The 13,812-nt window shown below is 67.3% G+C and carries 11 protein-coding genes; 3 read left to right on the top strand and 8 right to left on the bottom strand.

From position 1 onward, the window contains the following. Positions 1-19 precede the first annotated feature (19 nt). Positions 20-2,113 (bottom strand): transketolase, encoded by a 2,094-nt coding sequence (tkt, locus tag HBE64_RS12825; RefSeq protein WP_167102503.1) that lies wholly within the window; start codon positions 2,111-2,113, stop codon positions 20-22. 250 nt (positions 2,114-2,363) lie between these two features. On the opposite strand from tkt, the gene HBE64_RS12820 reads away from it, so the two are divergent. Beyond that, positions 2,364-3,293, top strand: coding sequence for a heme o synthase (locus tag HBE64_RS12820; RefSeq protein WP_167102500.1), 930 nt, complete (start codon positions 2,364-2,366; stop codon positions 3,291-3,293). Between the two features lie 33 nt (positions 3,294-3,326). Here the strand turns inward: HBE64_RS12820 and HBE64_RS12815 are convergent, their stop codons facing one another. Both HBE64_RS12815 and HBE64_RS12810 read right to left on the bottom strand, forming a co-directional pair. After that, on the bottom strand, positions 3,327-5,861 hold the full coding sequence (locus HBE64_RS12815; protein ID WP_167102497.1) for a PEP/pyruvate-binding domain-containing protein: 2,535 nt from the start codon (positions 5,859-5,861) through the stop codon (positions 3,327-3,329). Then, on the bottom strand, positions 5,858-6,844 hold the full coding sequence (locus tag HBE64_RS12810) for a hypothetical protein (protein WP_167102494.1): 987 nt from the start codon (positions 6,842-6,844) through the stop codon (positions 5,858-5,860). Before HBE64_RS12810 ends, HBE64_RS12815 begins: the two co-directional genes overlap by 4 nt. 25 nt (positions 6,845-6,869) lie before the next feature. Here HBE64_RS12810 and HBE64_RS12805 point away from each other — a divergent pair, with 25 nt between their 5' ends. Next, a complete protein-coding gene (locus tag HBE64_RS12805; RefSeq protein WP_167102491.1) occupies positions 6,870-7,487 on the top strand; it encodes a TetR/AcrR family transcriptional regulator in 618 nt (205 codons plus the stop codon). A gap of 8 nt (positions 7,488-7,495) precedes the next feature. On the opposite strand, the gene HBE64_RS12800 is transcribed toward HBE64_RS12805, so the two are convergent. Beyond that, positions 7,496-8,470 (bottom strand): quinone oxidoreductase, encoded by a 975-nt coding sequence (locus HBE64_RS12800; RefSeq protein WP_167102488.1) that lies wholly within the window; start codon positions 8,468-8,470, stop codon positions 7,496-7,498. 30 nt (positions 8,471-8,500) lie between these two features. On the opposite strand from HBE64_RS12800, the gene HBE64_RS12795 reads away from it, so the two are divergent. Continuing rightward, a complete protein-coding gene (locus HBE64_RS12795) occupies positions 8,501-9,439 on the top strand; it encodes a RimK family alpha-L-glutamate ligase (protein ID WP_167109139.1) in 939 nt (312 codons plus the stop codon). Here HBE64_RS12795 and HBE64_RS12790 read toward each other — a convergent pair. From HBE64_RS12790 to mptB, 4 genes are read right to left on the bottom strand one after another with little or no spacing between them, the layout of a single operon-like run. Continuing rightward, entirely contained in the window at positions 9,389-10,336 is a 948-nt protein-coding gene (locus HBE64_RS12790; RefSeq protein ID WP_167102485.1) for a heme A synthase, read from the bottom strand. The two genes, HBE64_RS12795 and HBE64_RS12790, sit on opposite strands and share 51 nt — an antisense overlap. Positions 10,337-10,384: 48 nt before the next feature. Beyond that, positions 10,385-11,161 (bottom strand): ABC transporter permease, encoded by a 777-nt coding sequence (locus HBE64_RS12785; RefSeq protein ID WP_167109137.1) that lies wholly within the window; start codon positions 11,159-11,161, stop codon positions 10,385-10,387. Beyond that, positions 11,155-12,087 (bottom strand): ABC transporter ATP-binding protein, encoded by a 933-nt coding sequence (locus tag HBE64_RS12780; protein ID WP_167102482.1) that lies wholly within the window; start codon positions 12,085-12,087, stop codon positions 11,155-11,157. The genes HBE64_RS12785 and HBE64_RS12780 overlap by 7 nt, the downstream gene beginning before the upstream one ends. After that, positions 12,084-13,793: a polyprenol phosphomannose-dependent alpha 1,6 mannosyltransferase MptB gene (mptB, locus tag HBE64_RS12775; protein ID WP_167102479.1), complete on the bottom strand. Its 1,710-nt coding sequence runs from the start codon at positions 13,791-13,793 to the stop codon at positions 12,084-12,086. Before mptB ends, HBE64_RS12780 begins: the two co-directional genes overlap by 4 nt. Positions 13,794-13,812: the final 19 nt, after the last annotated feature.

The following is a 13,812-nucleotide window of genomic DNA, read 5'->3' as shown; positions in this document are numbered from 1 at the left end:
CCTTGTGTGTAGTCGTCGGTCAGTTGTCGATTGCGCGTTCCGCGGCTGCCGCAACGGCTTCGGGGGTGAAGCCGAACTCACGGAACAGCGTCTTGTCGTCGGCGGATTCGCCGTAGTGCTCGATGGAGACGATCTCGCCGGTGTCTCCGACGTACTTGTACCAACTCTGGGCGATACCTGCCTCGACCGCGACGCGGGCCGAGACATCCGGCGGCAGCACGCTGTCGCGGTACTCCTGCGGCTGTGCCTCGAACCACTCCACGCAGGGCATCGACACCACGTAGGCGCGAATGTCCTTCTCCGCCAGGATCTTCTGCGCCTCGACAGCCAGCTGAAGCTCCGATCCGGTGGCGATGATGATCACGTCGGCGTCATCGGCGGGCTTGCCGCCGCCCAGCACGTAGCCGCCGCGGGCGACACCCTCCGAGCTGGTGCCCTCCAGAACAGGGATGCCCTGACGGGTCAGGATGAAACCAACCGGGCCGCTGCCGTTGCCGCGGGCGATGATCGAGCGCCACGCATAGGCGGTCTCGTTCGGGTCGCCGGGCCGTACCACCGACAGCTTCGGGATGGCCCGCAACGCCGCGAGGTGCTCGATCGGCTGGTGCGTCGGGCCGTCCTCGCCGAGCCCGATCGAGTCATGCGTCCAGATGTAGATGGTGTCGATGTCCATCAGCGAGGCCAGCCGCACCGCCGGGCGCATGTAGTCGGAGAACTGCAGGAACGTCCCGCCGAACGCCCGCGTCGGTCCGTGCAGCACGATGCCGGACAGGATCGAGCCCATGGCGTGTTCGCGGATGCCGAAGTGCAGCACCCGGCCGTACCAGTCGGCGGTGTAGTCCTTGGTCGAGATCGACGGCGGGCCAAACGATTTCACGCCGTTGATCGTGGTGTTGTTGCTGCCGGCGAGGTCCGCCGAGCCGCCCCACAGCTCGGGGAGCTTGGGTGCGACGTCGTTGAGTACCTGACCGAACGCCGCTCGGGTGGCCAGCGGTTTGGAACCCGGCTCCCAATGGGTGATGTCGGCGTCCCAGCCCTCGGGCAGCTCCTGGGCCAACAGCCGGTCCAGCAGCGCCTTGCGTTCCGGCTCGCGCGCGGCCCAGGCGTCGAAGTCGCCCTGCCACTTCTCGTGCGCCTCGCGGCCGCGGTCGACCAACTTGCGGGTGTGGGTGATCACCTCGTCGCTGACTTCGAAGGTTTTGTCCGGATCGAAGCCCAGCACCTTCTTGGTGGCGGCCACTTCTTCCTCGCCGAGCGCCGAACCGTGCACGCCGCCGGTGTTCATCTTGGTCGGGGCCGGATAGCCGATGATGGTGCGCACCGCGATGAACGACGGCTTGTCGGCGACCTTCTTGGCCTCGGCGATCGCGGCCTCGATACCGACGACGTTCTCGCCCCCGTCGACTTCCTGGACATGCCAGCCGTAGGCCCGGTAGCGCTCCAGAGTGTCCTCGGACAGCGCGATGTTCGTGTCGTGCTCGATCGAGATCTGGTTGCGGTCGTAGAAGACGATCAGATTCCCGAGCTGCTGGGTGCCCGCCAGCGAGGACGCCTCACTGGTGACGCCCTCCTCGATGTCGCCGTCGGAGGCGATCACGTAGATGTAATGGTCGAACGGGCTGGTGCCCGCCGGGGCGTCCGGGTCGAACAGCCCGCGTTCGTAGCGGGCGGCCATCGCCATCCCGACCGCCGATGCCAGGCCCTGCCCGAGCGGTCCGGTGGTGATCTCCACACCGAGGGTGTGGCGGAATTCCGGGTGCCCCGGGGTCTTGGAGCCCCAGGTGCGCAGCGACTCGATATCGGACAGTTCCAGGCCGAACCCGCCCAAGTACAGCTGCAGATACAGCGTCAGGCTGCTGTGCCCGCACGACAGGACGAACCGGTCGCGGCCGAGCCAGTGGGTGTCGCTGGGGTCGTGGCGCATCACCCGCTGGAACAGCGTGTAGGCCAGCGGCGCCAGGCTCATCGCCGTCCCGGGGTGGCCGTTGCCGACCTTCTGCACCGCATCGGCGGCCAGGACCCGGACCGTGTCGACGGCACGCGAGTCGACCTCGGTCCAGTCTTCGGGATGGTGCGGTTCGGTCAAAGCGGAAATCTCGTCGAGCGTGGTCACTAACTCACTCCTGGCGTCGTCAGGTTGGCTGGCAAGCTGGGCCTCCTTTCACCCTAGTGCCGGATGACGGATTGCCGCACAGTGCCGCTGCCAGCAGCGTTACCAGTAGACGAAGATTTACTCGTTCGATTGCCTCGCGGCGGTGAAATCGCCGTGAATCGCCCCTTGAGTTCCGGCGCAGGGGTGCCTCGGTCTACCATCGCCTGTAGTAGATCGTTGGCGTCGCCGCCGGTTGTCAGGAGTCAGTTGCGTGAGAGTTCGCGAAGTGCACCTCGTCGAAGGGGCGCCGGTCCGGTTCCGCGACAGACTGCTGGGCTACTTGGCCCTGACCAAGCCACGGGTCATCGAACTTCTCCTGGTCACCACGATCCCGGCCATGCTGCTGGCCGGCCGGGGCACCGTTGACCCGCTGCTGATCGCCAACACCCTGTTCGGCGGGATGCTGGCCGCCGCGGGAGCCAACTCCCTGAACTGCGTGGCGGACGCCGACATCGACAAGCTGATGAAGCGCACCGAGCGCCGGCCGCTGGCCAGGGCCACCGTGCCGCGCAGCCATGCGCTGGTGTTCGGCCTGGCGCTCTCGGTGGCCTCGTTCTTCTGGCTGTGGTGGACCACCAACATGCTCTCGGCGCATCTCGCCGCCGCGACCATCGCGTTCTACGTGCTCGTCTACACCCTGCTGCTCAAGCGCCGCACCTCGCAGAACGTGGTGTGGGGCGGTGCGGCAGGCTGCATGCCGGTGATGATCGGCTGGTCGGCGGTGACCGGCACGATCGGCTGGCAGGCGCTGGTCATGTTCGCGATCATCTTCTTCTGGACACCGCCGCACACCTGGGCGCTGGCGATGAAGTACAAGGACGACTACCGCGCCGCCGGTGTGCCGATGCTGCCCGTGGTCGCCACTGAAGAGCAGGTGACCAAGCAGATCGTCATCTACACCTGGTTGACGGTGCTCGCGACGCTGGCCCTGGTGCCCGCCACCGGCTGGCTGTACGCCTCGGTGGCCACCCTGGCCGGAGTGTGGTTCCTGGTGATGGCGCACCGGCTGCACGCCGGGGTGCGCCGCGGTAACCCGGTCAAACCGCTGCGGCTGTTCCTGCAGTCGAACAATTACCTTGCGCTGGTGTTCGTCGCGTTGGCCGTCGACTCCGCGCTGGCCCTGCCGACCCTGTTCTCCTAGGGCAGCCCATCGCGTAGCCCCGCCTCAGACGGGTCATTCCGAGGAGACGGTGAGGTAGACGAGGCCCGAGTTGCCGTCAATGGCTACTTCGCTGCCGTTGACCACTCCCGCGGCGGTAGCCCGGATGCCGCTCACCGCCGGGATGCCGTATTCACGCGCCAGGATCGCCCCGTGGGCCAGCATGCCCCCGGTCTCGATCACCAGACCGGAGAGCAGGGGAAAGACGCTGGTCCATCCAGGGTCGATATTCGGTGCTATCAGGATGTCACCGGCTTGTACGTTGCCCAGATCGCGTAGCGAGGCCGCGATCCGAGCTGTCCCGCGCGCGGTTCCCCGGCTGATCCCGGTTCCCCGCAGCGCCCCCACAGGCACATCCACATCGTCGTGCGAGGTGTCGACGATCTCGGCCTCGACGTCGTCGAAGAGGAATGTGGCCGGTGTCCGGCGCAGATAGATGGCGTAGTCGGCGCGGCGACGGTCCACGGTGGTGGCCAGGTCGCTGTCGACAGGTCCGCCGTCAGCGAGGGTGGTGAATTCGTCTTTGGTCAGCAGGAACACGTCCTCGGGACTGGCCAGGACGCCGCTCTCTGCCAGTCGCCGACCCTGTGCCATGACCAGCGACCGCATATGGGTGATGAGGTAGTCCAGAAAGTAGCGTTGATTCTCCCGATAGCGGGTGTACTGCCGGACGGTCTCGGTCAGTCGTTCGAGGATCAGCCGCCGCACACGGCCCACGGGGCCCCGACCGAGTGCGGCGACCATCGCGTGCTCGGCGTGAGCCCTGCGTAGCCGCGCGATATGTTCGCCAGCTCGGGAGCTGTCGAGTTCCGGTGAACGTAGTCTCGCTCGAACCAGTTCGAGGACCACTTCCGGTTCCTCGAACCAGCGCGGGCTGGCGATGTCACGGCTGGCCGAGCGGTGACCGTGTCGGCTGATGAACCCGTCGTAGCGCTGCCAGAACCCGTCGTCTTCGAAGCGCGACCGTAGTGAACGGTAGTCTTCGCCATCTGCGATCGCCGAGCACAGCGCACCGGTTGTCCTGGATTGTGCTGCAAGCGCGACAATTTCGTTGTTCAATGCGGCCGTGCGGGTGTCGTCGAGCCCACCGATCAGGTGTTGATACAGTTCGCCGCCGTCGTCGGAGCACCACGTCCTGAGCAGCTTGGCCAGCGCCGCGTGCAGGAAGGTGTTGTAGATCGTCATACCCCAACGCACCACGCGGAAGTGTTCGCGTCCGAGCGCCTCGCCCTGGCGGAACTGGAGCTGCCACTCGGCGGGTCCGAGAGCCGAATAGTCCTGGCTCAGCAGGGGAGCGATGTCACGCTCTATCAGAGCGCAATGCTGTTCCAGCGCAATCAGATTGCGTTTCAGCCCGCTATGCTGTCGATCCCGAAGTGGTGCCAGCAGAGCAAGTACCGTCAGTCGGGGCCGCCAAGGCTCGCTGTCGACCCACTCGTCAACCTGCGGCGGAAACCATTCGCTGGCTGTGGTCCTACGCATGGATTTCGGGAGCATCTGAAGTCCCGCCACGTAGTAGCGCGCGCTGAAGTAGGAGTAGCCCTGATAGAGCCGGACGGGCTGGCTAGCGGCCAGATCGGGTCGGCCCTGTAGCCCGGCCATCTCCTGAAAGGCCGCTTCGGTGATCCAGGGCACCATGAGTTCGCCGGGCAGTGGGAGATTGCATTCGGATAGATACTCATCGCCAAACCGCCGTGACCAGATGTCGGCCGGATTCCTGCTGGGCAGGTTTGTGATCGGGCGGTCCTGCAGGACGTAGAGCGTGCCGTCGGCGATGGCCCACTCGATGTCCCGATTCGAGCCGATGGTGCCGTCTGTCTGTTTGGCCACCTGCCACAGATCGCGAATCTGTCCGTCCGTCAGGCACGCCTGTTCACGTTGAGCGCCGTCGACTTCGCGTTCGACGATGCCACCGTCCCATACGATCTCGTGGCGCTTGTCACCGATCCGTCGCTCCAGAATCGCCCCGGTCGTCCGGTTCAGCCGAATGTGATCGGGATCGGTGTGACCGGACACCACCGCTTCGCCCAGCCCCCAGGCGGCATCGATGACGATCTCGTCTGCGAACGGGGCCAGAGGATTGGCACTCAGCAGTACCCCCGCGACCCGCGGGCGCACCATGCGTTGGATTATCAGGGCGATGCCGGTTCCATCGCTGGTCTGGTGCGCGCAGCGGTAGGTCACAGCGCGGGTCTTCGCCAGGGCGGCCCAGCATCTGTTCACGGCGTCGCACAGTCTGGCCAGTGAGTCGATTCCCAATACCGTTTCGTAGACCCCAGCGAACGAGGCATCCTCGAGATCCTCAGCCACCGCGGAACTGCGGACAACCCACAGTTGCCCGCAGTCATCCTCGCCGAGTTGCTCCCACCATGTCGGCAATGCGTCGGCCAGCAGTGACTGGCGCGCAACGTGATCCAGCGAAACGGCGGCGTCGATAGACCAGGCCTCCGGTACGGTGAACCCGGCTCGCATCAGTCGGATTAGGCCGGTTGCCTTGCCGCCAACTGTCGCAATGTCCGCGTTGGTGTCGGCGTGCAGTCGGGTGATCATTGCCGACCTGCCCTGATCGCGCCGATCAACACGGGTGCCAGCCGTGGCGCCCACCTCAAGGTCTCGAAAGCGCTTGCATGCCAAGTATGTTCGACGATGCCCGCACCACCGAGTCGCAGGCCGTCGACCTGAGCTTCGAATCGGGCATGGGTTTCGTCGAGCAGCATCCCACTCTTGAACAGCGGGATGTCACCGGTGACGGCTCCGGTGAGTTGATAATGGCAACCCTGGACGTCGCGGATCGTCAGACGCAGACCGGCCACTCTGTGTGGGCTCTGCCAGGACCGTTCGAGGTCAAAGGAATCGATACCGACACATCGCCCGTCCCGATAAACGAACCCGGATTGGGTTTGTGCACCGGGTTCCCCCGTCTGTGAGGCGGTCACGGCGAAGCGCCCGTCGAACTGGGCCGAGATCCAATCCCAGCCGGTGATGGTTCCCCAGTCGCGCGGCCCCCACGACTTGTCACGGGTGCCGAATCCGGCGATGCGGTATTCGCGCCCTCCTAGCCGGGTCGTACCTGTGACGGAACCGGGATGCTCGAAGTGGCGAGCGGCCAGCACATGACCTCCACCTGATTCGGCGAAATCAAACGGCGAAGCCAGTGCTGTCCATGTCAGGTCCAGGCTGTCTCGGCCGTTGAGGCCGATATGCCACGTCTGTAGTGGTTGTTCCATCCGGAAGGTCAGTCGGCCGACCCGAAAGCCCTCCCGCATAGACGTCGGCGCGGTGACCTTTTGGTTGACTGCGCCGTAGACGAATTCTCGCTGCCCGCCGCGCATCGTGATCACGACCGCGTCGGCGGTGCCTGCGTCGGCCCGGTAGCCGAGTCGCGCGAATCCCACGCTGTCCTCGGCGACCCAGTTGAAGTAGAAGCTTTCCTGCCAGTGGTCCTGCTCTCCGGGTGGGTGGAGTTCTTCGTCGCCGTCGGTGAGGGGAGTGAGCATGCTCACATTAGAATGTAAGTAAATGCTCGCTTTCAACTTGCATCCGGGCTAGCGTTCGAGCATGGCCTCCGTTCTGCGCAAACAGCCTCGGCAGCGCCGCGCCCAAGCCACCATCGAACGCATTGTTGATGCCGGTGCTCGCGTTCTGGTCGAGTACGGCTACGACGGCGCCTCCACCAACCGCATCGCTGAGGAAGCGGGCCTCAGCCCAGGCTCGGTCTATCAGTACTTTCGCGACAAGGACGCGATCGTGCTGTCCGTCATGCAACGTCTCAACGACGACCTGACCGGCAGGATCGCCGCGGCCGTCCCGCTGACCACCGCGCTGTCGCTCCACGAGTTGGCCCGCTCCGTCGTGACGTCCCTTCTCGACGCGCTGGCATCCCAATCGGATCTTCTGGCGGCATTCCTCGACAGGGTGCCCCGGATGGCGTCCGGCAGCCCCTTCGGTGATCTATTGAGCCGTGCCGGTGAACTGACTTACCTGCAGCTCGTTGCCAACCGTAATTGGGTTCGTCACGAGGATTTCGAAGTGACGACGTGGTTCATCGTGGAGACCACCTCACACCTGGCGTTGCGCTACGTCGTCGACAAGCCGGCGATCCCGCGGGACCGGTTCATCGACGAACTCACGGCGCTTCTGGTCGGATACGCATACCGACCCACCGATCCCGCTTGAGGCCGGTCTCAGGGCAGCAACACGATCGAGCCGGTGGTCTTGCGGCCCTGCAGATCGCGGTGCGCCCGCTCTGCCTCGGCGAGCGGATAGTGCCCGCCGACGGTGATGGTGATCGACCCGTCGGCAATCGCATCGAGGAGTTCGCCTGCCCGCCAAGCGAACTCATCGGGCGTGCGGGTGAAGTGCCCGAGGTTGGGCCGCGTCAGGTAAACCGAGCCGGCGGCGTTGAGCCGCTGCGGGTCCACCGGTGGCACCGGGCCACTGGAGGCGCCGAAGAGCGCCAGCGTGCCGCGCACGGCCAGGCTGGCCAGGCTGGCGTCGAACGTCGACTTGCCGACGCCGTCGTAGACGGCGGCCACCCCGTGACCCCCGGTCAGATCCCGGATCCTGGCGGCGAACTCGGCGGGATCCTCCGGATAGTCGAGCACCTCGATCGCACCGGCCTGCCGGGACAACTCGGCCTTGTCGGGTGTCGACGCGGTGGTGATCACCCGCGCTCCCAGGCTGGTCGCCCACTGGGTCAGGATCAGCCCGACGCCACCGGCGCCGGCGTGCACCAGCACCGTGTCGCGAGGTTGCACCTGGTACACCGACTTGATCAGATAGTGCGCCGTCATCCCCTTCAGCAGGGCTGATGCCACCGCGTCGGACTGCACCGCATCGGGAACATAGGCGACGAAATCTGCTGGCGCCGTGCAGAATTCGGCATAGGCACCGGCGGCGTTCGCCGTCACCACCCGGTCGCCAGGGGTGATCGCCACGACCTCCGCACCCACCGCGGCCACCGTCCCGCACACCTCGCTGCCCAGGACGAACGGCACCTCCCGCGGATACAGCCCGGACCGGAAGTAGGTGTCGATGTAGTTGACACCGATCGCGTCGGCCTGGATCAGAACCTCACTCGGGCCGGGGGAGGGCTTGTCCTTCTCGACATAGCGCAGGACCTCGGGACCGCCCGTCTCAGAGACTTCGATTGCGTGCATGTCACTATCATCCCCGGTGTGAAGCCGCCCGTGACGCTGGCACGTCCAGATCTGTTCCATCCCAAGATCGTGCTCGCCGGGTGCCCGCAACTCGTCGCCGGCGACGGCGATGACGACGGGCTGATCGCCGCGTTGCGCGCCCGCGGCCTGCACGCGCACTGGCTGTCCTGGGACGACCCGCAGACCGAGGCGGCGGATCTGGTGATCATGCGCGCCACCTGGGACTACGCCGAGCGGCGCGACGAGTTCCTGGCCTGGGCCACCCGGGTGCCCAACCTGTTGAACGCACCGGCGGTGGTCGCCTGGAACAGCGACAAGCACTATCTCGACGACCTGGCCGGCGCCGGTGTGCCGACACTGCCGTCGTCGTTCTTCGCTCCCGGAGAGAAGGTGCGGCTGCCCAAGGGCGAGGTCGTCGTCAAGCCGGCGATCGGGGCCGGCTCGATCGACACCCGCCGGTTCACCGATCGGTCGGCTGCCCGTGCGCACGCGGCCGCGCTGCAGGACAGCGGACGCTCGGTGCTGGTGCAGCCCTACGACGCCCGCGTGGAGGCCGGCGAGACCGCCCTGGTGTTCCTGGGCGGTGAGCAGTCGCACGCGTTCACCAAGGGACCGATGCTGCCGCCGGAGGGCAAGCTGCCCGAACTCGACGAGTCGGGCACCTTCGCCCAGGAGTCGCTGGCGGCCGCCGACCCGGACTTCGCGATGTGGGATGTCGGGTATGCCGCACTCGAGGCGGCCGCCCGGCAGCTGGGCATCACGCCCGCTGAGCTGCTGTATGCGCGGGTTGACCTGATCGGTGGCCCCGATGCGCCGGTGCTGCTCGAACTCGAGCTGATCGAACCCTCGCTGGGCTGGCGTCAGCTCGGCGAGGAGGCCAGAAGCCTGCAGCAGCGCACATTCGCGCTGTGCGTGGAGTCAGCGTGCGAGCGTCTTGGGCTCGGCCCGCTGTCGCATCGACGCCCATAACGCGGCGGTGGCCGCGGTGCAGGCGGCCGCGCCCGCGACGTGCAGAGCCACCAGGGCCGCAGGCACCCCGGTGAAGAACTGGACGGCCCCGAGCAAGCCCTGAGCGATCACCAGAGCGATCAGCACCGCCAGCCGCCGGATGATCAGGCGTGGCGCGTAGACGGCGACCAGGCCGGCACCCAGGCCGATCAGCAGCGACAGGTAGATGAACAGGAACGTCGAGTGGGCGTGGACCAGCGTGGTGATCTCCACCTCGAGACGTGGGACGACCCGCTGCGGGCTCTTGTCGCCGGCGTGCGGTCCGGCGCCGGTGACGGTGGTGCCGGTGACGAGTGTGGCGGACAAGGCCAGCGCGCTCAGTAAAGCTAAGTGCCGCAACGGTTTCGGAACCAGTGCGGTCGGGATGCCGTCGTCGGGCTCACCGATCTTGACGTAGAGCAGGGTGGCCAGCCAGACCATCAGCATCGAAGTCAGCATGTGGATGGCCACGGTCCACCACAGCAGACCGGTCAGCACGGTGATCCCGCCGATCACCGCCTGCAGCACTGTCGAGGCCGGCATCAGCCATGCGTAGACGAGCACCTCGCGCCGGCGCCGGGCCCGGGTGACCGCCAGCACCGCGAGGATCGCCGTGATCACGACGAGGAAGGTGATCATCCGGTTGCCGAACTCCACCGCCTGGTGGATGCCGGGCACTTCCGGGTGCGGTTGGGGGGTGAAGCTGCCGGGGAAGCACTGCGGCCAGGTGGGGCAGCCGAGCCCCGATGCGGTCACCCGCACGATGGCGCCGGTGACCGCGATGCCGGCCTGGGTCAGCAGCACCGCGGCGGCGATGATGCGCTGGGTGCGCAGGCTGGGCAGCGGAAGCAAGTCCACCAACCGCAGGAATAACCGCACGGCCCGATCGTAGAGGACTGCGAACTACGGCCCGTAGTAGGGCTGGGCTCAGGTGAAGCGGAACCAGCGCAGTGCCGCGACCGCCGACACCGCACCCCAGACCGCGAGCACCGCGATCCCGAACCAGTCGACCGACAACGACATCGCCCGGGTCAGCGCTTCGGTCAGCGCCCCCGACGGTGTAAGTCGGGCCACCCAGGAGACCGCACGCGGGATGGCCTGGGTCTCCAGGGTGAGCGCGCCGAGCCCGGCGAAGACGAACCACAGCAGGTTGGCCACGGCCAGCACGATCTCGGCCCGCAGCGTCCCGCCGAGCAGCAGACCCATCGCGGCGAAACCCGCGGTGCCCAGCGCGATGATCACCGCACCGAGCACCAGGCCGACCGGGTGCGGGCGCCAGCCCAGCGCCAGGCCGATCCCGCCCAGCAGCAGCGCCTGCAGGAACACCACCGTGACGACGGCAAGCGACTTGCCCGCGATGATGCCCCACACCGGCAGTGCGGTGGCGCCGAGACGTTTGAGCGCGCCGTAGCGCCGGTCGAAGGCCACTGCGATCGCCTGGCCGGTGAACGCCGTCGAGATCACCGCCAGCGCCATGATCATCGGGACGAACACGTCCACCCGGTGGTCGCCGAATGACCCCAGCGGCAGCAGCGTCAGACCGACCAGCAGGGTGATCGGGATGAACATCGTCAGGAGCAGCTGTTCGCCATTGCGCAGCAACAACTTCAGCTCCAGGCCGTACTGGGCGGCCAGCATCTTCGGCACCGTGTTGGGCCGCGGATCCGGGCGGAAGGTGCCTGCGGGGAAAAGGTCGGTCACGATCGCAGCTCCTTACCGGTGAGCTCGAGGAAGACGTCCTCGAGGCTGCGCTGCTCGACGCGAACATCGGTGGCCAGCACGTTGAGCCGGGCGCACCACGCGGTCACCGTCGCCAGGACCTGCGGGTCGATGTCACCTTCGACGAGGTATTCGCCGGGGGAGACCTCGGTGGCTGTGTAGTTCTCCGGCAGCGCACTGATCAGCAGGGTCAGGTCGAGACGGCGCGGTGCGGTGAACCGCAGCTGCCGCTCGGCGCCGCTGCGCATCAGGTCGGCAGGCGTCCCCGAGGCCACCGAGGCGCCATGGTCGATGATGACGATCCGGTCGGCCAGTTCCTCGGCCTCTTTGAGCTGATGCGTCGTCAGCACCACGGTCACGCCGTCGCGGCGCAGGGCGTCGATCAGCTCCCACACCACCAGCCGGGCGTGGGCGTCCATCCCCGCGGTGGGTTCGTCGAGGAACACCAGCTCGGGCCGCCCGACCAGGGCGCAGGCCAGTGCGAGTCGCTGCTGCTGGCCGCCCGAGAGCCGGCGGTAGGTGGTGCGGGCGGCGTCGGTGAGCCCGAGAGTGTCCAGCAGCCAGGCGGGGTCGAGCGGATCGGCGGCGTAGGAGGCGACGAGCTTCAGCATCTCGCCGGCCTTTGCCGCCGGGTAGCCGCCGCCGCCCTGCAGCATGACCCCGACGCGTTCGCGCACCCGCGCATTGTCGGCAACCGGGTCCAGGCCGAGCACCGAGATGGTGCCCGAGTCGGGGCGGACGAAGCCCTCGCACATCTCGACCGTGGTGGTCTTGCCCGCGCCGTTGGGACCGAGCAGTGCGAGCACTTCGGCGGCGTGCACATCGAGGTCGAGGTTCGAGACAGCTGTCGTCGACCCGTAGCGTTTGGTGACCCCGCGCAGCCGCACGGGGATTTCGGAGCCGGAACTCACGGGGACTCAGCGTAGGCGTCCGGCGCCGGACGTGGCGTGGCCGGTTGCGTCAGCGGGGGATAAGGCTCCTGACCGCTGAACGTTTCGGTGGTGCCCGGCACCTTGCGCCAGGGCAGCTGGTGGAGCGTCACGGCGATCAGCAGCACCACGATCACGGTGCTGGCCACCGTGGCATCGACGATCTGGAACAAGGCGAAGCGGTCACCGTTGGCGGTGGGCCCGAAGATACCGACGATCAAGGTCACCGCGATGGTGGCGATGCGGAAACCCGGGCGGGTGGCCCACGCGGCGAGCGGGATGATCGCCCACAGCAGGTACCAGGGCTGCACGACGGGGAACAGCAGCACCGTCGCCCCGAGCGCGACGCCGAGCCCGCCGACCGGGTGCAGCCGGCCGCGTAGAACGGCCAGCAGCAGCCAGGTGACGGTGATGGTGATGATCAGCACACCCATGGCGCGAGTCAGCGAGAGTACGGCGGTGGTGTGGTCGCCAAGGCCGAGCAGAATCCCGACCTGGCCGGTGCCCAGCGCCAGCAGCGTCGGCGGGGACATCCAGCTGCGCACCACGTTGGCGGTGCCGAGGGTGAAGATCCAGCCGAATCCCAGCCCGCTGACCCAGCCGATGACGGCCATCACCACCAACGAGATGCTCAGCATGAATGTGCTGGCGAGCAGGAAGGGTTTGACGGTGCCGCCCCAGCGGTGCGCCAGTGCCATCGCCACGAAGCCCAGGGCCAACAGCCCCGGCAGCTTGACTTGTGACGACATGGTGATCAGCACTGCACCGGTGAGGAGCATGGCCAGCGGCACCCAGGCCGCCCAGCCGTCCCGTCCGTGCGGCCAGTGCAGCGGGCGCGGCAGCAGCGTCTTGGCCGAGTCGATGCCGCGCAGCGCGAATTCGGTGCCGGTCAGCATCAAGCCGAGCATGAGTGCCTCGTTGTGGATCCCGGCGACCAGGTGCATGAGTAGCAGCGGATTGGCTGCGCCCAGCCACAGGGCGCTGACCTCGGCGACACCGCACCGGTGTGCCAGCCGCGGCACCGCCCACACGATCAGGCTGACCCCGATCAACACCACCACCCGATGACTGAGCACGGCGGTGACGATGTTCTCGCCGGTCAGCGCGGAGATGCCGCGGCCGATCCACAGGAACAGCGGGCCGTAGGGCGCCGGGGTCTCCCGCCAGAGGCTGGGCACCGACAGCGTGAAGACGTGGTCCAGCCCGAGCCCGGGTGCCGGGCCGACCTTGTACGGGTTGAGCCCGATCCGGGAGATCTGGCTCTGGGCCAGGTAGGAGTAGACGTCCTTGGAGTACATCGGCGGCGCGATCAGCAGCGGCACCATCCACAGCAGCAGGGTGTGGTCGAGCTGGCTGCGCGACATCCGCCGCGGCCCCAGGGTGAACCGGCCCAGCATCAGCCAGGCCAGCGCCATCATCACCGCACCGGTGGTGGTCATGGTCAGCGAGACGGTCTGGATGCGTGAGGGCAGGTTGAGCAGCCGCACACCGAAGGTGGGGTCCTGGACCACCGGCCGGGCCCCGGCGCCGAGCGCGCCGATACCCATCAGCACGGTGCCGGTGGCGCCGAAGAGCCGGGTGCGGCGCATGGCGCGCTCTTCGGCGGGATTCAAGGGCGGCGCCACGGTCCGTTCGTCGCCGTGCAGGCGGGCGATCGAGATACTCAGAGAGCGTTGGCGGGCTGCCACCACAGCACTCTAACCGCCG

The organism is Mycobacterium sp. DL592 (genome assembly GCF_011694515.1).
In the GTDB taxonomy this organism is placed as follows: Bacteria; Actinomycetota; Actinomycetes; order Mycobacteriales; family Mycobacteriaceae; genus Mycobacterium.
This window is presented reverse-complemented; position numbering and strand designations above follow the sequence as displayed.